We start from the raw sequence: 25,114 nt of genomic DNA on the forward strand, positions 1-25,114 counted from the left end.
CGCGATGCCCCCCGCCTTCGTCGTCGCCTCCTCCCGCCCCCAGGCCTCTCGGCCCCAATCCTCGCGACCCGAGTCCTTGCGACCTCGCATCCCGGTCACGCTGCTGTCGGGCTATCTCGGCGCCGGCAAGACCACGCTGGTCAACCGCCTGCTGGCCGCGCCGGGGGGGCGGCGGCTGGGAGTGCTGGTCAACGACTTCGGCGCGGTGAACGTGGACGCGGCCCTGATCGAGGGGGCCGAGGACGGGGTCCTCTCGCTCGCCGACGGCTGCGTGTGCTGCGCGATCTCCGACGATCTGGGCCAGGCGCTCGACCGCCTGCGCGCCCGGCCCCGGCCGCCCGAGCATGTGCTGCTGGAGGCCAGCGGCGTTGCCGATCCCCTGCGCATCGCCCGCATGGCCGGCGGCTGGCCGGGGTTCGAGCTCGACGCCATCGTGACGCTCGCGGACGCCGAGACCCTGCCCGCCCGCGCCGCCGACCGCTACGTCGGCCAGCTGGTGCGCGCGCAGCTCCAGGCCGCCGACCTGGTCGCCCTGACCCGCACCGACCTGCTCTCGCCCGAGGCCGCCGGGGCCGCCCGCGCCAGCCTGCGCGCGCTCGCGCCCGAGACCCGCCTGCTCGACGCTCCCCACGGCGAGATCGAGGCGGACCTCCTGCTGGGGCCGCGCAGCGCCACCCCCGCGGCGCCGCGCAGCCAAGCCCGCCCGCAGGGCGCCTGCAGTCCGCTCCCCTCCCATGACCTCGCGACCGTCCGCTCCGCGCTGTGGCAGGCGCGGGGACCGGTGGATCCCGCGCATCTGACCGCCGCGCTCGAGGCGCTGCCGCCCGCCATCCACCGCGCCAAGGGGGTGCTGCGCGCCCCCGACGGCGCGGCCCTGCTGGTGCAGAAGGTCGGCGCCCGCGCGGCCCTCTCCCCCACACCGGCCGAGCCCACCGACGCCCTCGTCCTGATCGCCGCCGGCGCGCCCGAAGCCCTCGGCCCCGCGCTCGCCGAGGCGCTCGCCCGTCTCGACGCCCTGCCCCCGGAGACCGCCCGATGACCGTCCCCCTCCCCTCCCAGGCCCGCGTCGTCATCGTGGGCGGCGGCGTCATCGGCTGCTCGGTCGCCTATCACCTCGCCCGCCTCGGCTGGACCGACGTGCTGCTGCTCGAGCGCCGCCAGCTCGCCTGCGGCACCACCTGGCACGCCGCCGGCCTGATCGCCCAGCTCCGCGCCTCGATCAACATGACCCGCCTCGCGCGCTATTCGCAGGAGCTCTACGGCGCGCTGGAAGCCGAGACCGGAGTCGCCACCGGCTTCCGGCGCAACGGCGCGATCTCCCTCGCCCTGACCGGGCGCCGGATGGAGGAGCTGCGCCGCAACGCCTCGATGGCCCGCGTGCACGGGGTCGAGGCCAACGTCATCGACCCCGCCGAGATCGCCCGCCTGCACCCGATGGCCAGCCTCGAGGGCGTGGTGGGCGGCGTGCACATGCCCCTCGACGGCCAGGGCGACCCCTCCAACATCACCCAGGCGCTGGCCCGGGGCGCCACGATGAAGGGCGCGCGCATCATGGAGGGCGTGAAGGTCACCGGCGTCACCCGGGCGGGGGGCCGCGTCACCGGCGTGACCACCGACCAGGGCGAGGTCGCGGCCGAATACGTGGTCAACTGCGCGGGCATGTGGGCCCGCGACTTCGCCCGCGAGGCCGGCGTCGTCGCCCCCCTTCATGCCGCCGAGCACTTCTACATCGTCACCGACCTCGTGCCCGACATGCCCGAGGGCCTGCCCACCCTGCGCATTCCCGACGAATGCGCCTATCTGAAACCGGAAGCCGGCCGCTTCCTGCTCGGCGCCTTCGAGCCGCGCGCCAAGCCCTGGGGCATGGACGGCATCCCCGAGGATTTCTGTTTCGACGAGCTGCCCCCCGATCTCGACCACTTCGCCCCGATCCTCGAGACGGCGATGGAGCGGATCCCCGCCCTGCAGACCACCGGCATCCGCACCTTCTTCAACGGGCCCGAGTCCTTCACCCCCGACGACCGCTACCTGCTGGGCGAGGCGCCCGAGCTTCCCGGCTTCTTCGTCGCCGCCGGCTTCAACTCGATCGGGATCCAGAGCGCGGGGGGCGCGGGCAAGGTGCTCGCCGACTGGATCGTCGAGGGCGCCCCGCCGTTCGACCTCTGGGACGTCGACATCCGCCGCATGGCCCCCTTCCAGGCCGGCCGCGCCTACCTGCGCGCGCGGACCACCGAGACGCTCGGCCTGCTCTATGCCGAGCATCTGCCCTTCCGCCAGTACGAGACCGCCCGCGGCGTGCGCCGCACCCCGTTCCACGACCGCTGGGCCGCCCGCGGCGCCGCCTGGGCCGAAACCTGCGGCTGGGAGCGTCCCGGCTGGTTCGACCCGCAGGCGACCACGCCCCCGGCCTACGACTATTCCTGGTCCCGCCCCGCCTGGTTCGACCGCTGGCGAGCCGAGCACATGGCGACGCGCGAGGGGCTCGCCGTCTATGACCTCTCCGCCTTCGGCAAGATCCGGGTCGAGGGGCCGGACGCGGCCGCCGTGCTCTCGCGCCTCTCGGCCAACAACGTGGACGGGGCCCCCGGCCGCTCGGTCTACACGCAATGGCTCAACGACCGCGGCGGGGTGGAGGCCGACGTCACCGTCACCCGCCTGTCCGAGACCGCCTTCCTGGTGCTGACGGCCGCCTACACGGTGCGCCGGGACCTCGCCTGGCTGACCCGCCACATCGGCGAGGCCCGCTGCGTGGCGCTCGACATCACCCCCGCCGAGGCGGCGCTCGGCCTGATGGGTCCGCGCGCGCGCGAAGCCTTACAGTCCGCCACCCTCGACGACGTCTCGCCCGGGGCCTTCCGCTTCGGCGAGGTTCGCGCGATCGAGGTCGGCATGGCCCCCGCCCGCGTGCACCGCACCTCGTTCATGGGCGAGCTGGGCTTCGAGATCCACGTCACCGCGGACTTCGCCCAGCATCTCTTCGACCACCTGTTCGAGGCCGCCGCCCCCTTCGCCCCTCGCCCCGCCGGCATCCACGCCATGGACTCCTGCCGGCTGGAGAAAGGCTTCCGCGACTTCGGCCACGACGTCAGCGACGAGGATCACGTGCTCGAGGCCGGCCTCGGCTTCGCGGTGAAGACCGACCGCGCGCCCGGCCCTCTCGGCCATTTCATCGGCCGCGACGCGGTGTTGGCCAGACGCGAGGCGGGCCTCTCGCGCCGCATGCTCCAGTTCCTGCTCGAGGACCCCGAGCCCCTGCTCCACCACGGCGAACCGATCTGGCGGGACGGCAGGCTTGCCGGCCACGTCACCTCGGCCAGCTACGGGCACGCGCTGGGCGCGGCGGTGGCGCTGGGCTATGTGGCGCAGGCGCCCGGCGAGGCCGCGGCCGAGCTCCTCGCCAGCCGCTTCGAGATCGAGATCGGCGGCCGGCGCGTCGGCGCGCGGGCGAGCCTGAAACCCCTCTACGACCCCTCGGGCGCGCGAATGCGAAGCTGATCGGGCCTCAGCCGCGCGCCTCGTCCGGCGACTCGGGACGCGGCGCCGCGCCCTGCGGGGGCACCTCGTTCCACATCAGCACGGCGAGGAAGCGGGTCGCGGGAAAATGCTCGAGCACGATCACCAGCATGGCGGTCATCGGCACCGCCAGGATCGCGCCCGCCAGCCCCCAGATCGCCGACCACACCGACAGCGCCGCCATCACCGCGAACGGGCTGAGGTTGAGCTGCCGGCCGATCATCCGCGGCTCGAGCACGTTGCCCACCGAGATCTGCGCCGCGATCAGCATCGCGGCCAGCGCCAGCGAATGGCCCACCGACCCCTCCTGCGCCACCGAGAGCAGCACCGGAAACGCCACCCCCAGCAACGAGCCGACGTAAGGGATGTAGTTCAGGAGCGCGATCACGATCGCCCAGAACAGCGCGAAGTCCGAGCCCATCGCCAGCAGGATCCCCAGGCAAAGCCCGCCCAGGATCAGGTTGATCAGCGTCTTGACCGCCAGGTACTCGCCGATGCGCGCGTTGATCTGGGACAGGATCCCGGCCGCGTCGCGCGCGTCCTGCGGATCGCCCAGCGCGGCCGAGAGCTTGGCGGGAAAGCCCGGTTGCTCGACCATCAGGAAGGCCGCGTAGATCACCACCAGGAAGGCGGTCGAGCCGACCGAGGTGAACCCCCCCAGCACCCCCAGGATCACCGCCCGCAGGTCCATCCCGCCGAAAGTGACCCGGAAGGCGTCGTCCAGCACCTTCTGCATGTCCACGTCGAAGCGCTGCTCCAGCCGGTCGGCCAGCGCCTCGAAATTCTGCTGGTAGCCAGGCGCGACGCCCGCGATCTCGCCGATGGTCGAGGCGACGACCACCGCGAACGCATAGAGGCCCAGCGCGAAGATCAGCAACACCAGCGCCCTCAGCGCGGCGCTGGGCAGGTGGCGCAGCACCGGCGCGCGGCGCAGCGCCTCGGTGGCCGAGGACATCAGATAGACCGAGATCACCGCGGTGATGATCGGAACCAGGATCGGCCGGCCGATGACCAGCAACTGACCCACGGCCATCGTGAGCACAACGGCCAGCACGAGGTTCAGCAGCGGAGCGCCCTTCACCGCACGACCCTCCTCGCCTCGCGTCCGTTCCCCCGCCATGGCTTGCAGGTCGCCGCCGGCCCGTCAAGGCGGCGCGGGGGGCGGAAGCGGGAGGCGGCGACCCGCGCCGCGTCAGCCCGCGCGAGACGCGCGGTCCCGCCCGGCGCGCGCAGCCCGGGCGCCGGGGACCCGATCGGGCCCCGCGATCAGACGCAGGGGCACAGCGCGCACTGGTCGAAGGCGGGCATGTCGAGCGCCATCGCCAGCCCCCCCTGCAGCGCCAGCATCGCGGTCAGAAACGGCAGGATCGCCAGCCGCGGCGGCGCGAACCCGACCAGGGATGCGCCCGCGCCCGCGGCCAGCTCTCCGCCCAGGCGGACGTCCTCGAAGGCCGGCAGCGCGTCCAGCTTCGCCGACAGCGCCAGCGCCCCCAGCGGCAGCGGCAGCCGCAGCCCGCCCCAGATCCGCAGCATCGCGCTCACCCGTCCGAAGGTGGCGGGCGAGAGGTCCCCGAACGCCGCCTGGATCGTGCCCAGCGCCTCGACCGCCAGACCCAGCCGCAGCAGCGCGGGCATCGGGATCGCCAGCGCCGGCGGGCTCAGCGCCGCCATCGCGCCGAGCCGGTCCGAGAGGCCCGCCATGCCGCCCTCCCCCAGCGGCGGCAGGCCCAGCGCCGGCGCCAGGGCGGCCAGCGACGGCAGGCTCGCCAGCATCCGCGCCATCGCCAGCTGCGGCGGGGTCAGCGCGAACGCGAGGCTCCCCAGCCCCCCCGGCGTCGCCGGCGGCCCCATCGTGAACGGGTCGAGGCCGACCCCCTGCAGCGACATCGTCAGCCGGGCGGCCAGCGCCAGGTTCATCAGCGGCGCCAGCGGCAGCGTGGTCAGCCAGCCCAGCCGCGGCCAGACGTTGGCCGCGAAGGAGCCCGCCATCTGCTGCATCTGGACCTCCAGCTTCGGCAGGTCGTCGAGCGCGAAGGTCCCCATCATCAGCGACAGCGTCATGCCAAGCCCGCCGAGCCCGCCCAGGCTGAGACCGGGCAGCCGCATCGCCCCCAGCCCGGCCGCCAGGCGGATGTCGGCGCGCGGCTCGGCCGTCAGCCCCGGCAGGGCGGCGGCGAGCTGCAGCGCCATCGGCGGCGGCGCGATCGACGGCAGGCCGACGGCCAGGCGCATCCGGGCGGCGGCGGCGGGGTGCTGGCAGAAGCAGGGCATGGCGACGTCTCGGGTTGGGGCAGGAAGGTCCGATCCGCGCGCGCCCCGGGCTTGCCCCGGGGCCTCGCGCGGGCGGGGGGAGAGCGGTCGGCGCCTCAGGCCTCGACCACGATGACCGAGACGTTGTCGGCCCCGCCGCCCTCCAGCGCCCGCTCGACCAGCAGGTCGGCGGCGGCCTCGACCGGCGCCTCGCGCAGGGCGGCGGCCAGCGCCGCCTCGTCGACATGGCGGGTCAGCCCGTCCGAGCACAGAAGGAAGCGGTCGCCGGGCAGCGCCTCGCCCCGGCGCTTGTCGATCTCGAGCCGCGCGCCCACGCCCACGGCGCGGGTGATCTGGTTGGACTGGGGGTGACGCTCGGCCTCGGCCCAGGACAGCTCGCCCCGCTCGACCAGCTCGCCCACCACCGAGTGGTCGAGGCTCAGCATCTCGAGCCGCCCCTCGCGCAGGCGATAGAGGCGGCTGTCCCCGGCCCAGAGGCACAGGAAATGCGCCTCGGCGATCACCAGGATCACCACCGTCGCGCCGATGACCGCGCCGCCGCGACGCTCGGCTTCCGCCCCGATGCGGCGGTGGGCGGCCTGCACCGCCTCGCGGGCGGCGCGCATCAGCTCGGCCGGGGCGAGCTCGGGCGACAGGGCGCCCAGCGCCTCGACCACCGCGCGGCTGGCGAAGTCGCCCGCGTCGTGGCCCCCCATCCCGTCCGAGACGACCCAGACCCCGGGCCGGGGCATCGAGAGGATCGCGTCCTCGTTGACCTCGCGGACGCGACCGACGTCGGTGCGCGCGCTGCAGCGGCGCGCAGGCGCCAGGGAGCGGTTTGACATGGTGAGCGGTCCTCGGTCGGGTCGGTCGGCGGGAAGTCAGTCGGCGGGGGTCGGTCGAGCCCGGGGCGGACGCCCGGCGTGGGGATCGAACAGGGCCGCCGCCTCGGCCGCGCTCCGCGGCATTCCGTCTGCCAGCAGCACCCGGGCCCCGTCGCCGGGCGCCGTCGCCCACAGCGAGCGGCCGGGCGCGCGATCCAGTGCGGCCAGCGCGTCCTCGAGCGCAGCCCAACGCGGCGGAGCCGAGGGGGCGAGATGCGGCAGCGCCCGCGCCAGCAGGTCGGGCGTGGCCTCAAGGCTCAGCATCGACAGCGCCGCCGTCTCCAGCGCCTCGAAACGCGGCTCGGCGGCGCGCCAGGCCTCGGCGGCCGGGGCGTCGGTCTCGGCCGCCAGGCACAGCGGGAACATGCGCCCCACCCGGTCGACGCTGGGCATCATCACGCCGACCGCGCCGCGCGGCCCGCACAGGCCGGGCGAGAGGGCGAAGCGGCGGATCGGGGCGGCGAAATACGCCTCGCGCCAGCCCGCGCCCAGGGCGCCGCGCCCGGCGCCGATCAGCGCCTGCAGCCAGGCGTCCCAGGCGGCGACGAACCCCGGCGTCAGGCCTTGACGGAAGAAGTCGCCCCGGCCCGGCGCCTTGCCATACCAGCCCCAGGGACCAAGCGCGCCCCCCACCCTTCCCCCCACTTCGCCCGCATGTTCGCCCCCGGCCTCGCCGCCGAGATCTGCCCGGCCCCCAGCCGCGCTCACAGCGACTTGGGGCATCGGAACCCCCGGACGGCCGAGCCCGCGAACGGGTTCAGCGCCGAGCCTGCGCGGAGCTGGAAGATCGCGATCCGACCGCCGATGTTGAAGATCACCCGGTTGCGGTCGGTGACGTTGGTGCGCCGCAGCTCGGCCGCGTCCAGCAGGCGGAACCAGGCCCAGGGCCCCTCGCGCGAGATGGTGTTCTCGATGCCGGCCTGCGCTGGCGACATCGCCACCCGCGTGCGCCCGCCCGGGCTGCCCGGCCATTTCAGCGGCGTCACCTGCGGCGGGCCATGGGCGTAGGAGACGGCCTGCCCCTCGATCTCGACCACCACCTGCTCGACCTCCGGCGCCAGCGCCACCGGGGTCAGGTCGAAGGTGATCGCAGGCAGGCCCGGCGCCAGGAAGAAGCTGTCGCGGATCTCGGCCGCCTTCTGGAACTGCGACAGCACCGCGTCCGAGATCCCCAGGTCCACGTCGTTCACCCGCTTCCACCGCCAGGGGTTCGAGGCGGTGTCCACGAAGGGCGCCAGATGCTCGGAGAAGAACCCGTCGATCAGCCCCGAGGGGCCGAACAGCCGCCCGAAATCCTGAAGCGCCACGTCCGCCGCCGCCGCGCGGTCGAACGGATACCGCCCCTCGAGCGCGCGCGAGCAGAACGGGTGCACCTGAGCCTGCCAGCGGGCGTTCAGCTCGGCCCGCGCGCCGCCCACCGCGACCCCCGAGGAGGCCGAGGCCACCTGGCTCGTCCAGCGGTCCAGCGGCGCGGGCAGCCGGCCGATCTGCTCCTGCAGCCGGGCCGCGGCCCCCCCGCCCTGCCCGGCCAGCGCCACGCCCGAATCCTGGCCCAGCGACAGGCGGTTCAGCTCGCGATAGACCTCGGTCATCGCGCCCACCACCTCGTCGAGCTGCGAGGGGGCGCCCTCGGGCGCATCCACCAGCGCGTGCAGGGCGGCGAAGCGGTCCTCGACGAACTGGCCCGGAAGCTCGGGCCGCGCGGCCTCCCCCGCAGCCGGAGAGGTCGCCGAGATCGCCTCGAACAACGCCTGCCCGCGGCTGTCGAGGGCCGAGACCGCCTCGGTCCGGGCCAGCTCGGCCACCGCCCCCCCGGCGCCCGTCGCGATCAGCCCCCCTGCGGGCGGCCGGGTCAGCCGCGTCTCGGCCGCCACCGCCTCGAGGATCGCCACCAGCGGCGAGGTCGGGCCCGAGAGGACGTTGGCCACCTCGGTCGCGTGGCTCAGGCTCTCCATCGGGACCACGTCGAGGTCGGCCAGCAAGCCGTCGTAGCGCGCCACATAGTCGGTGTAATAGAGGTTCAGCACGTCCCGCCCGACCCGCGCCAGCCCGGCGGGCGAGGTCTCGGCCGTCCCGCGCGGGCCCAGCACCCAGGCCTCGTCGCGCACGCGGGCGGCGACCGACAGCACCTCGGGCAGGAACTGGCGGTGGAAGGCGGCGCGGGTGTAGATCCCCTCGACCCCCTCGGACAACGGCTTGCCGGAGGGGCGCAGCAGCACGCGCGCGGCGGCGGGGCCGCCGGCCTCGGTGATCCGGAAATCGGGCAGGTCGCGCGCCTGCGGGCTGGCGACGATGCTGCGGTAGACGCGCTCGGCCAGCGGGGTCTCGGACAGCAGCGCCCGGATCTGCTCGACCAGCGGGCCGTTCAGGGCGATCTCGCGCATCGGCTGGTTCAGCAGCCGGTCGAGATGGCCGCTCAGCGTCCCCTGCAGGACCGGGTCCCGGGGATAGGCGACCGCCCAGTCGATCCGCATCCAGCGCTTGACGATCTCCTGCTCCATCGGGCCCTGCAGACCCAGCATCAGGTAGACCTTCAGCGCCTCGAACAGCAGCTCGGGGTCGTTGAGGCTGGCCTGCATCTGGGTTTCCAGGCGGAACAGCAGGCGCGGCAGCAGCAAGGCGTTGAGCGCCTCGCGATAGGCCTGCGCGCTCTCGGTGCCCACGGCGTCGCCCTGGTAGAGGCCCAGCGTCGCCTCGAACGGCGGCGCGGGATCGCCGGCGGCGGGATTGCCCGGCAGGTCGCGCAGGATGTCGAGCGCGGGGGCGACCGCGGCCAGGTCGTCGTCCCCCACCGGGTTTCCGGGGATCTGCGCGGACAGGCGGCGGAACTCGGCCGCCTGCGCCTGCGCGTCCGCGATCAGGGCGGCGTTGGCGCGATAGCTGACGCCCCAGGCGGCGCAGGCGCCGGCCAGCGCCAGCAGCCCTGCGGCCGCCGTCCCGCGCCGGGTCCAGCGATAGCGCCGCTCGACCCGGTCGTCGGCCGAGACCAGCCCCGCCTCGCGGAACACCACGCCCCTCAGCAGCCGGGTGAGGAAATAGCTGCGCCCCTGCCCCGACCCGCTGCCCACCGCCTGACGAGAGATCCCGAAGGCCCGCGCCATGCCCGCCATCAGCCGATCGATCGGCGCCCCCTCCTGCGTGCCCGAGGTGAAGTAGACCCCGCGCAGCAGCTGGCGCGCCTCATAGCGGCTGGCGCGGAACACGTCGGCCAGAAACCCCTCGGCCGCGCCGCGCAGCGAGGCGACCTGCGAGGGGAAGCCCTGCGCCAGCGCCCGCCGCTGGGGGTCGCTCTCGGCCTGCATGCGCTCGAGCGAGCGGTTCTCCAGCCGCTCCAGCAGCGCCTCGAACTCGGTCCCGAAGCCGTCGAGCGGGGCGGCGCTCCGGTCATGGGGCAAGGTGAACCCCCAGACCTGCTCGCGCTCGGCGGCGCCGAGATCCTCGAAGAACTCCTGAAAGCCGGCGATGCGGTCGGCCTTGGTAAAGATCACGTAGACCGGGAAGGCCACGCCCAGCCGCTCGCGCAGCTCGGTCAGGCGGGCGCGCACGGCGACGGCGTGGTCGCGCCGCTCGGCCTCCGACTGCACGGCGAGGTCGGAAAGGCTGATCGCCACCAGCGCCCCGTTGATCGGCTGGCGGCCGCGGTGCTTCTTGAGCAGGTCGAGGAACCCGGTCCAGGCGCGGGCGTCGGCCTCGCCGCCGCTCTCCTGCGTGGTGTAGCGCCCGGCGGTGTCGAGCAGCACCGCCTCGTCGGTGAACCACCAGTCGCAGTTGCGGGTGCCCCCGACGCCGCCCAGCGCGGTCTTGCCCATCCGCTCGGCCAGCGGGAAGTGCAGGCCCGAGTTGACGATGGCCGTGGTCTTGCCGGCGCCCGGCGGTCCGATGATCACGTACCACGGCAGCTGATACAGCCGCCGCGAGCCGAAGCGACCGCGCAGCGAGCGGCCGCGCAGCACGCCCATCGCCTCGCCCATCCGGGCGCGCAGCTCATCGAGCTCGGCGGCCGCCGCGGCGTCCTCGGGATCGGGGGCCGCGACGTCGGCCGCGATGGCCCGGGTCATCGCCCGGTCCCGCCCCCGCCGGCGCAGCAGGATGGCAAGGCAGACGATCGCCACGAAGGCCGCAAGGCCCCCGATGGCGACCCCCCGTCCCCAGTCGCTGTCGAAGGGCCGCGCCTGCCCGATGGCCAGCAGCGGGCCCATCCACCAGATCGCGGCAGCGAGGATCAGGCCGAACAGGATCAGCGCCACGATGGCGGGGTCGAAGATCGCGCGGATGCGGGACAAGAACATGGCTCAGCCTGCCTTCACGAGGATGATTTCGATGCGACGATTGCGGGCGCGGCCTTCGCGCGTGGCGTTGTCGGCGATGGGCTCGGCGTCGGCCCGGCCCTCGGCGGTCAGCCGCCCGGGGTCCGCCAGCGCCGCCCCGATCCGCGCCATCACCGAGCGGGCGCGCGCCAGCGACAGGTGCAGGTTCGAGGGGAACCGCGCCGTGCGGATCGGCACGCTGTCCGAATGGCCCGCGACGATCACCCGGCCGGGTTCGGCCTCCAGCGCCTCGGCCACCCGGTCGACCACCGCGACAAAGCGCGGCTCGAGCGTGTCGGAGGCCGGCGCGAAGATGCTCTCGCCCGTGAGCCTCACGGTCAGGGTGTTGCCGGCCGAGAAGACCTCGACCAGCCCCGCCTCGACCTCGGGCGCGAGGAACGCGGCGATCGAGCGGGTCTCCGGCGCCGGCGCGGGCGGCGGCGGCGGCGGGGGCGCGGCGCGGGCCAGCGTCACCGGCCCCTCGGGGCGCAGCGCCTCGAGCTGGCCGCGCAGGCGCTCGGTCTCGCCGCTCAGCGCCCAGGAGAACCCCAGGAACGCCACGCACACGCCCGCCAGCGTCAGCCCCCCGATCAGCCAGACCGGGGTCCAGGCCGACAACGGGCGGTGGGCCAGCTCCAGCCCCTTCCAGCGGGGGGCGAGCTCGGGCTCGGCCGCGCCGCGCTGGGCGCGGATCAGCCGGGCGAGGCCGGCGCGGATCTCGCGGTGACGCTCGGCCCCCTGCGGCTCGATGCGCAGGCGCCCCTCGAAGCCCAGACTCAGGCAGACATAGAGGAACTCCAGCAGGTCGCGGTTGCGGGCGGGGTCCGCCTGCAGCCGCTTGAGCAGGTCCCACACCCGGTCGCCGCCATGGGTCTCCTTGTGGAAGGTCCCCACCAGCGACCGTTGCGGCCAGACGCTCCGCCCGCCCCAGGGGGTGTTGAGCACCACGTCGTCGAGCGTCGCGCACAGGGCGTAGCGCGCCAGCTTCACCGTCTCGGCGGGGCAGCCCGCACGCAGGGCGCGGGTCTCGAAGGCGCGGATCTCGCCGATCACGCTCTCGCGCAGGGCGGCGGGATCGGGGTGCTGGGCGCGGTTGCGCAGCCGCCCGACCAGCGAGAACAGGCTCGAGGCGGCGGCGTTCAGCGGGTTCAACCCGGTGGCCGCGGCTTCGATCGTCTCGTCTGTCCCGACGCGAGGCGGAGCGGTCCCGGCGGCCGGCCCGCCCGGCGCGGCGGACGGCGCGGGCATCGCCCCGGGCGCGGGCTCGGCCCCCGGCGCGGGCATCGCGGGGGGCGCGGCCGGCCGCCGGCCGCCGGGGTTGGGCAGGATCACCGTGCGGTCGGTGTCGGCCGGCTCGGCGAAGGGATCGTCGCGGTTCATCGTCGCCTCCTTCCCGGTCTCAGCCGGCGTTGCGCACGGCCCAAAGCTCCATCGAGAGCCCCGGGAACTCGCCCGAGACATGCACGGCCATGCCCCCCGAGGTGGTCATCTGGCGCCAGTACGGACTGTCGGCCTCGAGCTCGAAGTAGACGCAGCCCGCGTGGAAAGGGATCTGGCGGGGCGCGACCGGCAGCGGCCGCAGCGCGATCCCCGGCAGGGCCGAGTTCACCAGCTGGCGGATCTCCTCCACCGGCCCCAGCTTGGCCTGGCTGGGGAAATACCGCCGCACGCTCTCGGGCGGCACGTCGGCCTTCGCCGCCAGCACGAAGGTCGAGGAGGTCAGCAGCCGCCGATCCGCGATCTGGGCGACCGAGACCCCGTACTTGCGCGGTTCGATCGGGATCGCGACCGCGCTCTGCTCGAGCACCGAGGACAGGAATTGGCGCAGCGTGCGGAACAGCGGCTGGAAGGTGTTGGTCAGATCGTGGTGGCGATAGGCGGGAAACTCGTCGGGCAGCTTGTCGGGCGCCATGAAGCTCGACAGCTCCCCCGCGAGGCCGACCAGAAAGCGGTGGACCTCCTGGGGGTGGAGGTTCTCGATCCCCAGCATCTGACGGATCTGGGGCAGCGCCCGGTTCAGCGAGATCAACAGCAGGTAGTCCGCGATCTCGGCCGCGCCGCGGGCGGCCCCCGACTGGGTCAGACGGCCGGCCAGGGCCTCGGCCCGGTGGCTCAGCATCCCCTCCAGCTCGCGCAGGAAGGCGTGCAGGGCGGGGGCGGCGCGGGCGTCGGTGCAGGCGGGGATGAAGGCGCGGTCGAGCACCACCTCCTTGTCCGGGCGCACCTCGATGATCCGGGCGATCGGGATCACCAGCTGGTCGGCGAGGTCGTCGAGGTCGAGCGCGAACTGCATCCGCAGCTTCGCCACCGCCAGGCGGAAGGGCCGACGCTCGCGCCCCATGGTGTCGGTCACGTCGATCTCGGCGGGGGCGTAACGCGCGGCCGAGCGGCCCTCGCCACCCATCTCCACCTCGGCCGCGCCGTGGCGGCGGCTGGGCACGGCGAGGTAGACGACCACGTTGCGCGCCTGCTCGGGCACGTCCAGCGCGGGGGGATGGTCGTCGGCGGCGGGAATGCGGAACACCGCGCCGTCCTGGGTCAGGCCCGCGCCCGTCTTCAGCGCGATCTTGCCGCGCTTGAGCAGCGCCTCGTCCAGCGCCAGCTCCCGCATCCCCCAGGCGCAGGGGGCGAGGCCGGAGGCGAGGCCGGCCACCAGCGACTCGACGTAGCGGTCATGCTGCTGGAAGTGGTGAGGCTGCAGGAACAGCCCCTCCGACCACAGCACCTTGCTTTCCCAGGACACAGTCGGCGTCTCCTTGCTTGCGGATCTTCCGCGTCAGTCCCCGAAGGACACCGCGGCGGCCGAGACCGTGACGGCGAGCGGGTTGGCGGCGTTGGGCGTCAGCGGAGCGGTCGCGCTCCAGCCCGGCTGGCCCACGTCGCGAAAGCCCGCGACGACGCCGACGACGGCGGGGGTCTCGGCGGGCCGGTCGAAGGTCCGGACCGAGCCGAGGGTCTCGCCGGGGGCCAGCAGATGCTCGTCCACCGCGATCAGGTCGGGGCCCAGCGCCTCCTGCGCGTCGCCGAACAGGGCGAAGAAGTCGGCCCCCTCGAAGCGGGCCGGCGCGCGCAGCCAGTAGACCTTCACCTTCGCCGGAAGGCCCCCGTTCATCCCCGGCGCGCCGGTCAGGCTCAGCGTCGCGGTGGTGGGCGGCGGCGGCGGGGGCGGGCCCCCGCAGGCGGCGAGCGTCAGGGTCAGCGCGGCGGCGGCCGCGGTCGCGACGGGCAGGGTCATGTCTTGCTCTCCAGGGCGTCGAGCTGCGCCGCATACGCGCGGGCGAACTCCTTTCCGAAGGTCGACTGGAAGTCGTCCTCGGTCTCTCGCGCGATCTGCGCGTACATCTTCTCGTAGGCTTCCCAATACCTTGCCTTCTTCCCCCCCAGCAGACCGCCGAGCGAGGACCCGGTCTCGATCCGGGCGGCCAGCGCCTCGGGCCCGAGGCGGGCCAGCAGGTCCTTCAGGGCCGCCTGCATCCCCGACATCATCGCCACCTCGTGGGCCTTGATGTCGTCGAGCGCCTCGGTCGCGGCGGCCTCGGCCTCGAGGTAGCCGGGGACGCCGGGGCGGATCATCGCCTCGACCGCCTGCTCGGCGCTGATCGAGAATTTCAGCGGGTTGTTGGCCCCGCGCGAGATCATGGTGCGGTCCATGCGCATCTCGCCCTTGATCGAGGCGCGGGTGATCAGGATCTCGCGCAGGCCGCCGACCATGACGGCGAAGACGCGGCCCATGCGGGCCATGGTCTCGGCCAGCTCGGCCTCGGGGATCTCGGCCCGCCCCATGCCGGCGGCGACCAGGAAGGCCCGCGCGGCGGCGTCCCGGGCGGCGTCGGGGGCGGCGTCGGGGGCGGCGTCGGGGGGCGCGGGCGCGGGCGCGGCGGGCGGCCCCGGCACGGGCCGCGCAAGCGGCGGCTCGTCCGGAGGGGGGGCGAAGGGCGGCGTGGCCGGGGCGGCGCCGGGCGCGGGTGGGGCGGCGCCGGGCGCGGGCGGGGCGGCGAAGGGGTCGGCCCGCCCGGTCAGGGGCGGCGCGCCGGCGGGCGCCTCGAACAGCTGGTCCCAGTCCTCGGGGATCACCGCCCCCGCGGCGCGGGGCGCCTGGAAGTGATCGTGGGCGGCGGGCGCGTGGTCCGGCGCGCTGGCGCCGTCGGGCGTGGACCAGCCCGGCGCGGGCCACGCCGCGTCCGGCGCGGAACCGCCGGCGAACGGGTCGTCCCAGGCGGGCGCGGGCGCCCAGCCCTCCGGCCCGCCGGCGGCCTCTGCGGAGCGCGCGCCGAGGATCTCGCCAAGGACGTCGTCGCCCTCGTCCAGCCCCTCGCCCAGGGCGTCGAGCGCGCTTTCGCCCGGCGGCGCGGCGGGCGGCGGGGGGGGCGTCCCGCCGCCCGCGGCCTCCACGGGGGCCGCCGAGATCTCGACGGCCAGCTCGTAGCCGCCCACGCCGATCACGTCGCCGTCGTTCAGGGGCGTGGGCACGTCGCCCAGCCGCTCGGGCGCATAGTTGAGGTAGGTGCCGTTGGTCGAGAGGTCGACCACCACATAGTCCCCGCCCCGCGCCTCGATCACGCAATGGCGCTTGGAGAGCGTCCGTTCGGGGTCGGGCAGCGCCAGGTCGTTCTCCTCGCCGCGCCCCACGGTCAGCGCGCCGCCGGTCATCTCGACCGCCGCGCGCGCGCCGGGTTGGGCGCCGGAGTTCTGGAACCGCAGCCGCAGGGTCATCGCTCAGCCCCCCACCATGACCGTGAAACACCCCGCCACGAGGGCGCCGCCATACGCGCAGGCGTCCCCCAGCCGGGCCTGCGGCTTCTTGCCGACCAGCACCTTGGCCGACCCCATGACGACCGGGTGCGGCGGGCCCACGCAGACCGCCAACGCGGTCGCCGTGGCGGCCGGCATCTTGCCGATCATCACGGTGGGGACCGGCACGACCACCGGGCCGCCCACATGCGGGATCACGCCCGTCACCATCGGACAGACATGCATGTCGCCCACGCGCGCGGCCGGCCGGGTCATGACCGCCCCTCCGCCGGGGCGACCCCGCACGGAACGCCCCCGCCAGAGGCATCGGCGGGGGGACCCTTCCCCTGCGAGGCGCCCACGCCAGAGACCTCGCCGCCCGAGGCGTCCGTCGGGAAGACCTCCCTGCGCGAGGCGCCGGCGGGGGAGGCGTCCGCCTGCGAGGCGTCCGCGGGGGCGTCGCCCCCCTCGGGCGCGGGAACCTGGCCGGCGCCCCCGCGGGCGAGGTCGAGCGCCCGGTCCAGCAGCCAGGCGCCGCGCCGGTCGGGGTCGGCGGCCTCGTCGAACAGCGAAAGCAGCGCCATCCCGAAGACCGCCCCGCCCACCGCGCCCGCAGGGGCGGCGTAGTCGTCGAGCTCCCCCGGCCCCAGCGTGCCGTCGGCGAAACAGGCCGCCATCGCGCACAGCCCCGCGTCGTCGTCGCCGGCCGCATCCAGCGCCTCGCGGGCCCGGGCGCGGGTCTCGGGCCCCGGGCGCATCACCCAGGCCTCGGCCGCGGCCACCGCCGCCGAGGGCCGCCCCCCCGCGCACAGATCCCGCGCGCTCAGGCAGGCCCACCAGGTCGCCTCGCGCGCCGGCAGCGCATGGGCCAGCAGCTGCAGCATGTCGAGCCGCGCGCCCTTGCCCGCAAGCTCGGCCAGCACCCGGGGCACGCCCGCGCTCGCCGGCGCCTCGAGCGGCGTCTGCAGCTTCACCCCCGCCGCCGCGAGGATCTTGGCGGCCGGATCGGTCGAGAGCTTCCGGAGCCCCTCGAAACGCTGGCAAGCGGTCATGGCGCTCTCCTCAGTTGATCAGGGTCAGCGCGCCGCGGGCCATCAGCAGCCCCGAGGATTTCAGCTGGGTCATCCCGCCCCCCTCGAGCTTCAGCATCCCCGCGCCCTTCAGCGCGGCCATGCCCTTGCCCTCGAGGGTCAGCGCCCCGCCGGCGGTCACCTTCGCCGCGGCGCTCGCGGCCACCTCGACCTGGGGGGCCGTGATCTTGACCTTCGAGGGCGTCATCTCGATCTTCGAGGCGCCGCAGGTCAGCACGATCCTGCTCTTCGCCGAGACCGTCAGCGCGGTCCCCACGTCGATCTCCATCGCCCCGGCGACCGTCTCGCTCGCGGCTCCCTTCACGGTCGCCCTGCGGTCGCCGTCGACCCTCAGCACGTCGTCGGCGCCCACCTCCGCGGTGCGGCTCCTGGCGATCGAGAGCCGCTCGGCCCCCCTGGCGAGGGTGAAGCTGTGGTCGCCCTCGACGATCCGCTCGGTCTTGTCGCCGTGGATGGTCTGCTTGAAGGTCCCGGGGGACTTGTGCCCCTCGCCCACCGTGATCTCGGCGTTGTTCTTCACGATCTGGGTGAAGTCGCGCTCGGACTGCAGGCGCACGAACTCGGCGTCCTTGCGGTCCTCGAACACCAGCTCGTGGAAGCCGGTCCCCTTCTTCGAGCTGCGGGTCTTGATCCCGGTCATCGTGCGGCTGGCGGGCAGCGGCCAGGGGTGGCGGGTCTCGCCGTTGTAGACCATGCCGGTGACCAGCGGGCGGTCGGGGTCGCCGTCCTCGAACTGGACCACGACCTCCTGGCCGATGCGCGGCGCCGCGGCCAGGCCCCAGCCCTTGCCGCTCCAGGGCGAGGCGGTGCGCACCCAGCACGAGGACCGCTCGTCGCCATCGCCCTCGCGGTCCCAGTGGAACTGGACCTTCACGCGGCCCTGCTCGTCGGTCCAGACGTCCTCGTCCGCCTTGCCGACCACCACGGCGGTCTGCACGCCGGGGATCTCGGGGCGCGGGGTCTCGCGCGGGGAGCGATAGACCTCGCGCACCGGCTGGGCCTCGAACGTGCAGCGGTAGCGGTCGCGGTTGGGGACGTCGCCGAAGTCGAGCGCGGGGCCCAGGATGGCGCGGATCAGCTCGCGCTCGGGCCCCTCGACCTCGATCTGGATGCGGTGGCGGGCGCCGATCACCAGATACTCGCCGTTCTCCGCCTTGCGCGGATGCTCCTTCAGCCTGAAGCGGCCGCCCGTCGCCATCTGGCGCACGTTGCACGCGCCCTGGGTGCGCGCGGCGCCCGCGGCGAAGCCCTCGGCCAGCACGCGGGCCTGATGCTCGCCCTCCTGCTCGCCCTTCTGCGCCGCGCGATGACGCCCGGCGGGGGCGTAGAGCTCATAGTTGCGGTGGCGGTGCTTGCCCCTGGGCGCCGACTTGCGCGCCGTGAGGTCCGAGCGCGGCCGCGCAGGGTCATAGGCGTGCAGGGCCACCCGGCCGGTCTGCACCCGCTCGACCCCGCGCCATTCGAAGATGTGGTCGTCGGCGCGGCGGTAGTGGGCCTCTTCGAAGTGGAAGTCGATCGCGGCGTGATCTTCCAGCGGCCGGTGCGCGCCCATGTCGTCGGCAAGGACCAGCGTCTCGCGCGTCTTGTCGTGTTCGAAGTAATAGTAGATCCCCTCCTCCTCCATCAGGCGGGAGAGGAAGTCGAAGTCCGTCTCGCGATACTGCACGCAATAGTCGCGGCGCTTGTAGGTCTGCGAGGTCCGGTCCTTCCAGTCCGGGAACGCGTGCTGCGCGAAGACCGCCGCGATCACCTCGAGCGCCGTCTTGTCCTGGAAGATCCGGCAGTCGGAGCTGCGGGTCAGGAACCATGGCCAGGGCCGGACCTCGGCGCGGAAATAGCCCGCGCCGTTGTGCGCGCCCAGATACTCGGCCGCCACGCAGCGCCCCTGGAAATGCCGGGTCTTGTCCTTCGGCGCGTCGATCTCGAGGCGCAGCCGCTCGCCCACCAGGCGGCCGAGATCGAGATCGAGGTCGGGCGAGCGGAACTCGATCGTGGTCTCGCTCAGGCGGCCCAGGCGTTCGTCGATCTGGGCGCGCATCAGCACGCCCTTCAGGGCGCCGGGCAGGACCAGGCGGACGTCGCGGTTCTCGGGCATCGGGGCGCTGGCCATGGTCTCAGCCCTCCCCGAGGGGGGCGGCGGGGTCGATCGTCGCCAGCTCGTCCTTGCGCCTGAGGCGCGCGACGATGGCGGGGTGGATGCCCCACAGCGCCCCGGGCGCGAGCCCCCTGGCCGACAGGAACAGCCGCAGGTCGAAGTCGCTCTCGAAGCGCAGGCAGCCGACCGGGGTCGGGTAGCCCGGGACGTTGGCCAGCATCGCGTCGAGATGCGCCTCGCCCTCCAGCAGCCAGAAGCCGCCGTTGACCTCGGCCAGCAGGATGTCCTCGCGGGGAGGCTCGGGGGTGTGGGGGTCGAGATCGCGCATCACAGGTCCTTCAGCAGGGCGGCCAGGTCGGGATCCATCTCGTCGTCGTCCTCCGCCTCGCCCTCCGGCGCGGCGTCGTCCTCGCCGAGCGAGGCCAGCAGATCGTCAAGCTCGGAGAGACCGTCGTCCTCGGGATCCGGGTCGGTCGCTTCGGGGGTCGCCGGGGAGGCCGCCTCGGGGGCGCCCTCCTCCACCGACAGCGAGGCCAGCAGCCCGTCGAGCTCGGAGAGCCCGTCGTCCTCCGCCCCGGACGCCTCCGCCCCGGACGCCTCCGCCTCAAGCGCCGCGCCCTCCTCGAGCCCGGCCAGCAGGTCGTCGAGCTCGGACATCGCCGCGTCCGCCCCGGTCTCGGGGTCGGCTTCCGCGGGCGGGGCGTCCTCGGGCGCCCTGGCGGCCGGCGGCGCCATGCCGCCCGGCTCGGCGTCCACAACATCGCCCGGCGCGCTCGCCCAAGGGCCGGCGAGATCGCGGCCGATCAGCGACTGGAACGACCCCTGGCGCACCACGTTGCGCCCCTTGAGCGAAAGCACCGGGATCAGCCCCCGCTCGACCACCTTCGCGGCGGCCGAGGTGTCGAGCAGCCGCTCGGTGCAGGGCAGCGCCACCGGGTCGCCGTGATCGTCGACCCCGTGATGCAGGGGCATGTCGTCGAGCGTCATGATCTCGCCCAGACGCATCTTCGCCGGGCCTGTCCGCGCGGCCGTCTCGGCCATCAGGATCGCCGACAGCAGGGCCGGATTGGCCCACAGCATCCCCTGCATCCCCTCGCGCGTGGCGAATTCCTCGAAGTCGAAGGGCTCCACCGGCTCGGTCCTGCGCCCGTAGGGCAGGCGCAGCACGAAGGACGACACCGCAAGGCCCACGTAGCCCGCCGCGGGCAGCGCGCGCAGCGCGTCCCAGGCGCGGGCGGCCTCCGGCGCGCGCTCCCGCAGGGGGGTGTCGATCACCTCGGGCGCGATGGCGGCCACGAAGGGCGCGTCGATCCAGGCCGCGATGCGGGCCATCCGCGCGAGCAGCGCCGCATGGGCCGGCGTCTCGTCGAGGGTGTAGAGGCCGATGACCGCCGACAGCGCCCCCCGCCCCTCGTCGAGCCGCGGCGCCTCGGCCAGCATCCCGAACAGGCCGCTCTGCGAGAGGTCCTCCTGCGCGGCCAGATCCGCGGCCCATTCCTCGGCCGAGAGGTCATGAAGCGCGATCTCGACGCGCCCCCCGCCCCCGGCGCGCCGGGCCAGCAGCTCCAGCGAGCGCCAGGCCGATTCCACCGCCTGGAAGTCAGGGTGATGGAGCACCGCGCGCATGGCGCCCGAGAGGGCGGCGTCGAGCGCGGCCTGCAGGCTCTCCTGCCGCGGATCCGGAGCGGCCTGGACATAGGGGGCGACGATGCGCGCGATCAGCGCGTCCGCGGGGCTGGCGCAGGCCGGCGCGCCGGCAGGGTCGCCGATCAGGGCGCGGAAATCGCTGAGCGCGCCGCCCGAGGGCAGGACCCCGCCGCGGGGGCGCGCGACCGGCGGGGGCGGGGGCGGATCGCCGGCCAGGCCCTGCGCCTCGGCCAGCGCCGCGGCCTCGCCGCGCGCCACCCGGGCGCGCAGGCCGGCCAGGCCCTCGAACATCTCGACCGCCTCGTAGAGGTCGTCGGGATGCAGGGCGTCGAGGCCGTCCAGCGGCGCCTCGATCCCCGCCCCGTCCGCGCCCAGCGGCAGCACCAGCGTCGTGGCGAAGCGGGCGATGACGCTGTCGAGCGTGTCGATGTCCAGCCGGATCGGCGCGCGCGCGGCCAGCGCGGCGCCGGTCTCGCGCTCGCCCCGGTTGGCGCGGCCCGAGAAGTCGCCCAGTACGGCGATGCGGAAGACCGGGCGCTCGATCGCCTCCGGGCGCGGCAGGGACAGCCGGCCGAAGGGCGCCTGCGGCGGGCCGTCGTCCCGCACGCTCGCGGGGGAGGCGTCGACGTTGTCGGCGTCGCGTGCAAGGGGCGCAGGTGCGTCGTCCCGCAGGGGCGCAGGTGCGTCGTCCCGCAGCGGCGCGGGTGTGGCGGGCGTGGCGGGCGCATCCCCCGCATTCCGCAGTCCCGGGCGCGGCGCTCCGGGGGCCGGCTGGCCCGAAGGCGCCGGAGACGGGACGTGCGGTGCAGGCGGCTCCGCCGCGCCGCCCGCACCGCCCCTGTCCGCGACGTCGGCGAACAGGGATTCCAGATCGGTCTCGAGCTCGCCCGCGGCCGGCGCAGCCGCCGCGCCCGTGGCGCGCAGCCCGTCGAGCGCGGCCTGCGCGACGGCCTCTTCCCCCGCGCCGGCCGGCGCCTGCGGGGCGACGTCGCGAAGGGCGGCGAAGGCCTCGCCCAGGGGATCCGAAGCGTCGGCGGGCGGGGTCGCCTCGCCAACGCGGCGCAGGTCCGAGAGAGCCGCGCTCGCCTCGTCCGAGGGATCCTGCGGGGCGGCCCGGGGCGCCTTGCGAAGCGCGGCGAAGGCCGCGTCGTCGTCAGGGGTCTGCGTCGGCGCCGCGACCGGCGCGGCGGCGCGCAGGGCGTCGAGCGCCTCGTCGGCCCCGACCGCAGCCCCGCCCGCAGCCCCGCCCGCGGTCTCGCTCCCGGCGCCGACCAGGGCGCCCAGCGCCGCGGGATCGGCGATCAGGCGGGCGATCAGGTCCTCAGCGCCCGCCTTGCCGTCCATGTAGGTCAGCAGATGCGCGAGCTGCGTGCGGGCCTCCAGCATCGCGGCGAGCGGCGCGATCCTGCCCGCCACCGCGGCGGGCGCGAAATCTTCCATCCGCTCGAAGGTCAGATCGACCGGGAGCGACCCCTCCCCGGTCAGCGTATTGGGCGCGGCGAACGCCACGCGCGGCCGCATCGCCCGCATCCGGTCGTCGAAACCCTCGACGTCGACCTCGAGGAACCTGCGGTCGGCGACCGAGGGCTGGGGCGCCGCGCTCTTGCCCGCAAGATCGGCTATCACCCCCATCACGAAGGGCAGCTGAACCGTCTTCTGCGCGCCGTAAAGCTCGACGTCATACTCGATCTGCACCCGCGGAGCGCGGTTGCGGGCGACGAATTTCTGACCGCTGGCGGACATGGGCGAACCTCCGATCCCGCCCTCGACCGCCCGCTGAAGGGCGCCCGAAGGCGTCGCACATGTCCGTTTGTGCGCGGAGATCCGCCGAAGGTTCGCGCCCCCGCGGCCCCGCGGAGGATTTTTTGGCTCGCCCCCCCGCCGGCCCGTCAGTCGAAACCGCGTCAGTCGAAGGCGTAGACGAACTCCCCCCCCGCCACGTCGACCCCGACCCGCGCGATCGCCCGCCCCTCCATCAGGCGCGAGAGCACCTCGGTCGAGATCGCGGGCAGCAGGGTGTTGGTGACGATCGCGTCGATCATCCGCCCGCCGCTCTCGAGCTCCCGGCAGCGGTCGACCACGGTCTCGACCACCGCGTCGCTCCAGGTCAGCGGCGCGCCCCAGGCCTGCGCCACACGGGCCCGAACGCGGTCGAGCTGCAGGCGCGCGATCTGCGCGATCATCGCGGGCGACAGGGGGTGATAGGGGATCGCGACCAGCCGCCCCAGCAGGGCCGCGGGGAACACCTTCAGCAGCGGCTCGCGCAGGGCGGCGGCGATGGCCTCGGGCTCGGGCAGGAGCTCGGGGTCGGCGCAGAGGTCCATCACCAGCTCCGAGCCCACGTTCGAGGTCAGCAGGATCAGCGTGTTTCGGAAGTCGATCCGCCGGCCCTCGCCATCCTCCATCACGCCCTTGTCGAAGACCTGGAAGAAGATCTCGTGCACGTCGGGATGGGCCTTCTCGACCTCGTCGAGCAGCACCACCGAGTGGGGGCGCCGGCGCACCGCCTCGGTCAGCACGCCCCCCTCGCCATAGCCGACATAGCCCGGCGGCGAGCCCTTCAGGGAGCTGACGGTATGCGCCTCCTGGTATTCGCTCATGTTGATGGTGATGACGTTCTGCTCGCCGCCATACAGCGTCTCGGCCAGCGCCAGCGCCGTCTCGGTCTTGCCCACGCCCGAGGAGCCCGCCAGCAGGAACACCCCCACCGGCTTGGAGGGATTGTCGAGCCGCGCGCGCGAGGAGCGCACCCGACGCGCGATCATCGCCATGGCGTGGTCCTGCCCGATCACCCGGCGCGACAGATGACGCTCCAGCTCCAGGACGGTGGCGATCTCGTCCTTCATCATCCGGCCGACCGGGATCCCGGTCCAGTCGGCGACCACCGCGCCCACCGCATGCGCGTCCACGATGGGCAGCATCAGCGGCGTCTCGCCCTGCAGGGCGGCCAGCTCGGCTTGTGTCTTGCGCAGCTCGGCCATCGCCACGTCGCGCGAGGCGCCGGCAAGCTGCGGGCGCGGGTTTTCCGCGGCGGCGGCGTCCACCTCGCAGCCGCTGCGCCGCAGGCGGGCGCACAGGTCGAGGACGCGCTCGACCACCGCCTTCTCCTCCCCCCATCGGGCCTCGAGCGCCGCGAGGGCCGCCCGCCCTTCGGCGAGGCGCGCCTGCGCGTCCGCGCGCCGGGCGGCGACGTCGAGGCCCGCGGCCTCGTCCCGGCCCACGATCTCGAGCTCGGTCTCCAGCAATTCGATCCGGCGGCGGGCGTCGTCGACCTCGGCGGGGACCGCGTGCAGGCTGATCGCCACCCGCGCGCAGGCGGTGTCGAGCACGCTGACCGCCTTGTCGGGCAGCTGCCGCGCGGGGATGTAGCGGGCCGAGAGCTTCACCGCCGCCTCCAGCGCCTCGTCGAGCGCCTGCACCCCGTGGTGACGCTCGAGCATCGCGGCGGTGGCGCGCACCATCGCGATGGCGCGCGCCTCGTCGGGCTCGGCCACCTGCACCACCTGGAAGCGGCGGGTGAGGGCGGGGTCCTTCTCGATATGCTTCTTGTACTCGGCCCAGGTGGTGGCGCCGATGGTGCGCAGGGTCCCGCGGGCGAGCGCGGGTTTGAGCAGGTTGGCCGCGTCCCCGGTCCCCGCCGCGCCGCCGGCGCCGACCAGGGTGTGGGTCTCGTCGACGAACAGGATCACCGGGGCGGGGCTTGCCTGAACCTCCTCGATCACGGCGCGCAGGCGCTCCTCGAACTCGCCCTTCATCGAGGCGCCGGCCTGCAGCAGACCGACGTCGAGCATCAGCAGCCGCGCCTCGCGCAGCGCCGGCGGCACGTCCCCGCGGGCGATGCGCAGGGCCAGGCCCTCGACCACCGCGGTCTTGCCGACGCCGGCCTCGCCGGTGAGGATCGGGTTGTTCTGCCGCCGGCGCATCAGCACATCGATGGCCTGGCGGATTTCCTCGTCGCGCCCGATGATCGGATCGATGGCCCCCTCGCGCGCGCGGGCCGTCAGGTCGGTGCAGAAGCGGGCCAGCGCCTCGTCGCCGCGGCCCCGAGGAGCAAGCGCGCCCGAGGCCTCGCCCGGCTCGGCCCGGGTCGCGACGGGGCCCTGCCCCTCCTCGGGCGATCCGGCGGTCAGTTCGGCGAAGCGCTCGGCGAGCGTGTCGGCCCTCAGGCCCGCGAGTTCGGGCGAGAGGCTTGCCAGCACGTTGCGCAGGCCCGGGGTCTTCAGCATCCCCAGCAGCAGGTGGCCGGTGCGGATCCGCCGCGCGTCCATCGCCAGCGAGGCGTAGACCCAGGCGCGCTCCACCGCGTCCTCGACATGGGCCGAGAGGTCGGAGATCGCGCTCGCCCCCCGCGGCAGCCCGTCGAGCGCGCGCACCAGCTCGGTTGCGATCTTCCCCGCATCCAGCTCGGCCCCCCGCACGATCCGGTGCAGGTCGCTGTCGGGGGCCTGCAGGATCTGGTGGAGCCAGTGGGCCAGCTCGACATAGGGATTGCCCCGCATCCTGCAGAACACGGTGGCGCTTTCGATGGTCTGGAAGGCGAGCTTGTCGAGCTTGCCGAACAGGGCGACGCGGCTGATGGCGGTCATCGGGGGCCTC

General features: G+C 74.5%; 17 protein-coding genes. 2 read left to right on the forward strand and 15 right to left on the reverse strand.

What is annotated here, in order from left to right:
- Nucleotides 1-76 precede the first annotated feature (76 nt).
- Nucleotides 77-1,039 carry a GTP-binding protein gene (locus AAC134_RS05955; RefSeq protein ID WP_339948146.1) on the forward strand — a complete coding sequence of 321 codons (963 nt, stop codon included), beginning with the start codon at nt 77-79 and terminating at the stop codon, nt 1,037-1,039.
- On the forward strand, nt 1,036-3,495 hold the full coding sequence (locus AAC134_RS05960; protein ID WP_339948147.1) for an FAD-dependent oxidoreductase: 2,460 nt from the start codon (nt 1,036-1,038) through the stop codon (nt 3,493-3,495). Before AAC134_RS05955 ends, AAC134_RS05960 begins: the two co-directional genes overlap by 4 nt.
- Nucleotides 3,496-3,502: 7 nt before the next feature.
- Here the strand turns inward: AAC134_RS05960 and AAC134_RS05965 are convergent, their stop codons facing one another.
- The 15 genes from AAC134_RS05965 to tssH form a co-directional block, all read right to left on the reverse strand.
- Complete coding sequence (locus AAC134_RS05965) at nt 3,503-4,594, reverse strand: AI-2E family transporter (protein ID WP_339948148.1); 1,092 nt, start codon at nt 4,592-4,594, stop codon at nt 3,503-3,505.
- Nucleotides 4,595-4,779: 185 nt separating this feature from the next.
- The gene (locus AAC134_RS05970; RefSeq protein WP_339948149.1) at nt 4,780-5,784 is read right to left on the reverse strand and encodes a hypothetical protein; all 1,005 of its coding nucleotides are present in this window, start codon (nt 5,782-5,784) and stop codon (nt 4,780-4,782) included.
- Nucleotides 5,785-5,879: 95 nt separating this feature from the next.
- Nucleotides 5,880-6,608 carry a protein phosphatase 2C domain-containing protein gene (locus tag AAC134_RS05975; protein WP_339948150.1) on the reverse strand — a complete coding sequence of 243 codons (729 nt, stop codon included), beginning with the start codon at nt 6,606-6,608 and terminating at the stop codon, nt 5,880-5,882.
- Between the two features lie 36 nt (nt 6,609-6,644).
- The gene (tagF, locus tag AAC134_RS05980; protein WP_339948151.1) at nt 6,645-7,370 is read right to left on the reverse strand and encodes a type VI secretion system-associated protein TagF; all 726 of its coding nucleotides are present in this window, start codon (nt 7,368-7,370) and stop codon (nt 6,645-6,647) included.
- Nucleotides 7,352-10,936 carry a type VI secretion system membrane subunit TssM gene (tssM, locus tag AAC134_RS05985; protein ID WP_339948152.1) on the reverse strand — a complete coding sequence of 1,195 codons (3,585 nt, stop codon included), beginning with the start codon at nt 10,934-10,936 and terminating at the stop codon, nt 7,352-7,354. The genes tagF and tssM overlap by 19 nt, the downstream gene beginning before the upstream one ends.
- A gap of 3 nt (nt 10,937-10,939) precedes the next feature.
- The gene (gene tssL / locus AAC134_RS05990) at nt 10,940-12,334 is read right to left on the reverse strand and encodes a type VI secretion system protein TssL, long form (protein WP_339948153.1); all 1,395 of its coding nucleotides are present in this window, start codon (nt 12,332-12,334) and stop codon (nt 10,940-10,942) included.
- 19 nt (nt 12,335-12,353) lie between these two features.
- On the reverse strand, nt 12,354-13,697 hold the full coding sequence (gene tssK / locus AAC134_RS05995) for a type VI secretion system baseplate subunit TssK (RefSeq protein WP_339948154.1): 1,344 nt from the start codon (nt 13,695-13,697) through the stop codon (nt 12,354-12,356).
- Between the two features lie 33 nt (nt 13,698-13,730).
- On the reverse strand, nt 13,731-14,189 hold the full coding sequence (tssJ, locus tag AAC134_RS06000; protein ID WP_339948155.1) for a type VI secretion system lipoprotein TssJ: 459 nt from the start codon (nt 14,187-14,189) through the stop codon (nt 13,731-13,733).
- Entirely contained in the window at nt 14,186-15,667 is a 1,482-nt protein-coding gene (tagH, locus tag AAC134_RS06005; protein ID WP_339948156.1) for a type VI secretion system-associated FHA domain protein TagH, read from the reverse strand. The genes tssJ and tagH overlap by 4 nt, the downstream gene beginning before the upstream one ends.
- Before the next feature lie 3 nt (nt 15,668-15,670).
- Nucleotides 15,671-15,961 (reverse strand): PAAR domain-containing protein, encoded by a 291-nt coding sequence (locus AAC134_RS06010; RefSeq protein WP_339948157.1) that lies wholly within the window; start codon nt 15,959-15,961, stop codon nt 15,671-15,673.
- Nucleotides 15,958-16,737 carry a hypothetical protein gene (locus AAC134_RS06015; protein WP_339948158.1) on the reverse strand — a complete coding sequence of 260 codons (780 nt, stop codon included), beginning with the start codon at nt 16,735-16,737 and terminating at the stop codon, nt 15,958-15,960. The genes AAC134_RS06010 and AAC134_RS06015 overlap by 4 nt, the downstream gene beginning before the upstream one ends.
- 10 nt (nt 16,738-16,747) lie before the next feature.
- Nucleotides 16,748-18,886 carry a type VI secretion system tip protein TssI/VgrG gene (tssI, locus tag AAC134_RS06020; RefSeq protein ID WP_339948159.1) on the reverse strand — a complete coding sequence of 713 codons (2,139 nt, stop codon included), beginning with the start codon at nt 18,884-18,886 and terminating at the stop codon, nt 16,748-16,750.
- A 4-nt stretch (nt 18,887-18,890) separates the two neighbouring features.
- Nucleotides 18,891-19,199 (reverse strand): hypothetical protein, encoded by a 309-nt coding sequence (locus tag AAC134_RS06025; protein WP_339948160.1) that lies wholly within the window; start codon nt 19,197-19,199, stop codon nt 18,891-18,893.
- Nucleotides 19,199-22,261: a type VI secretion system contractile sheath small subunit gene (gene tssB, locus AAC134_RS06030; RefSeq protein ID WP_339948161.1), complete on the reverse strand. Its 3,063-nt coding sequence runs from the start codon at nt 22,259-22,261 to the stop codon at nt 19,199-19,201. The genes AAC134_RS06025 and tssB overlap by 1 nt, the downstream gene beginning before the upstream one ends.
- 161 nt (nt 22,262-22,422) lie before the next feature.
- Nucleotides 22,423-25,104, reverse strand: a complete 2,682-nt coding sequence (tssH, locus tag AAC134_RS06035; RefSeq protein ID WP_339948162.1) for a type VI secretion system ATPase TssH — start codon at nt 25,102-25,104, stop codon at nt 22,423-22,425.
- Nucleotides 25,105-25,114 lie beyond the last annotated feature (10 nt).

The sequence above is a fragment of the uncultured Albimonas sp. genome, assembly GCF_963977235.1.
Classification (GTDB): Bacteria; Pseudomonadota; Alphaproteobacteria; order Rhodobacterales; family Rhodobacteraceae; genus Albimonas.

Excerpts from the sequence above, each read along its gene's own strand:
- AAC134_RS05960 (WP_339948147.1), top strand. The coding sequence starts at position 1,036 with ATGACCGTCCCCCTCCCCTCCCAGGCCCGCGTCGTCATCGTGGGCGGC.
- AAC134_RS05970 (WP_339948149.1), bottom strand. The coding sequence starts at position 5,784 with ATGCCCTGCTTCTGCCAGCACCCCGCCGCCGCCGCCCGGATGCGCCTG.
- AAC134_RS05975 (WP_339948150.1), bottom strand. The coding sequence starts at position 6,608 with ATGTCAAACCGCTCCCTGGCGCCTGCGCGCCGCTGCAGCGCGCGCACC.
- tagF (WP_339948151.1), bottom strand. The coding sequence starts at position 7,370 with ATGCCCCAAGTCGCTGTGAGCGCGGCTGGGGGCCGGGCAGATCTCGGC.
- tssM (WP_339948152.1), bottom strand. The coding sequence starts at position 10,936 with ATGTTCTTGTCCCGCATCCGCGCGATCTTCGACCCCGCCATCGTGGCG.
- tssL (WP_339948153.1), bottom strand. The coding sequence starts at position 12,334 with ATGAACCGCGACGATCCCTTCGCCGAGCCGGCCGACACCGACCGCACG.
- tssJ (WP_339948155.1), bottom strand. The coding sequence starts at position 14,189 with ATGACCCTGCCCGTCGCGACCGCGGCCGCCGCCGCGCTGACCCTGACG.
- tagH (WP_339948156.1), bottom strand. The coding sequence starts at position 15,667 with ATGACCCTGCGGCTGCGGTTCCAGAACTCCGGCGCCCAACCCGGCGCG.
- AAC134_RS06010 (WP_339948157.1), bottom strand. The coding sequence starts at position 15,961 with ATGACCCGGCCGGCCGCGCGCGTGGGCGACATGCATGTCTGTCCGATG.
- AAC134_RS06015 (WP_339948158.1), bottom strand. The coding sequence starts at position 16,737 with ATGACCGCTTGCCAGCGTTTCGAGGGGCTCCGGAAGCTCTCGACCGAT.
- tssI (WP_339948159.1), bottom strand. The coding sequence starts at position 18,886 with ATGGCCAGCGCCCCGATGCCCGAGAACCGCGACGTCCGCCTGGTCCTG.
- AAC134_RS06025 (WP_339948160.1), bottom strand. The coding sequence starts at position 19,199 with ATGCGCGATCTCGACCCCCACACCCCCGAGCCTCCCCGCGAGGACATC.
- tssB (WP_339948161.1), bottom strand. The coding sequence starts at position 22,261 with ATGTCCGCCAGCGGTCAGAAATTCGTCGCCCGCAACCGCGCTCCGCGG.
- tssH (WP_339948162.1), bottom strand. The coding sequence starts at position 25,104 with ATGACCGCCATCAGCCGCGTCGCCCTGTTCGGCAAGCTCGACAAGCTC.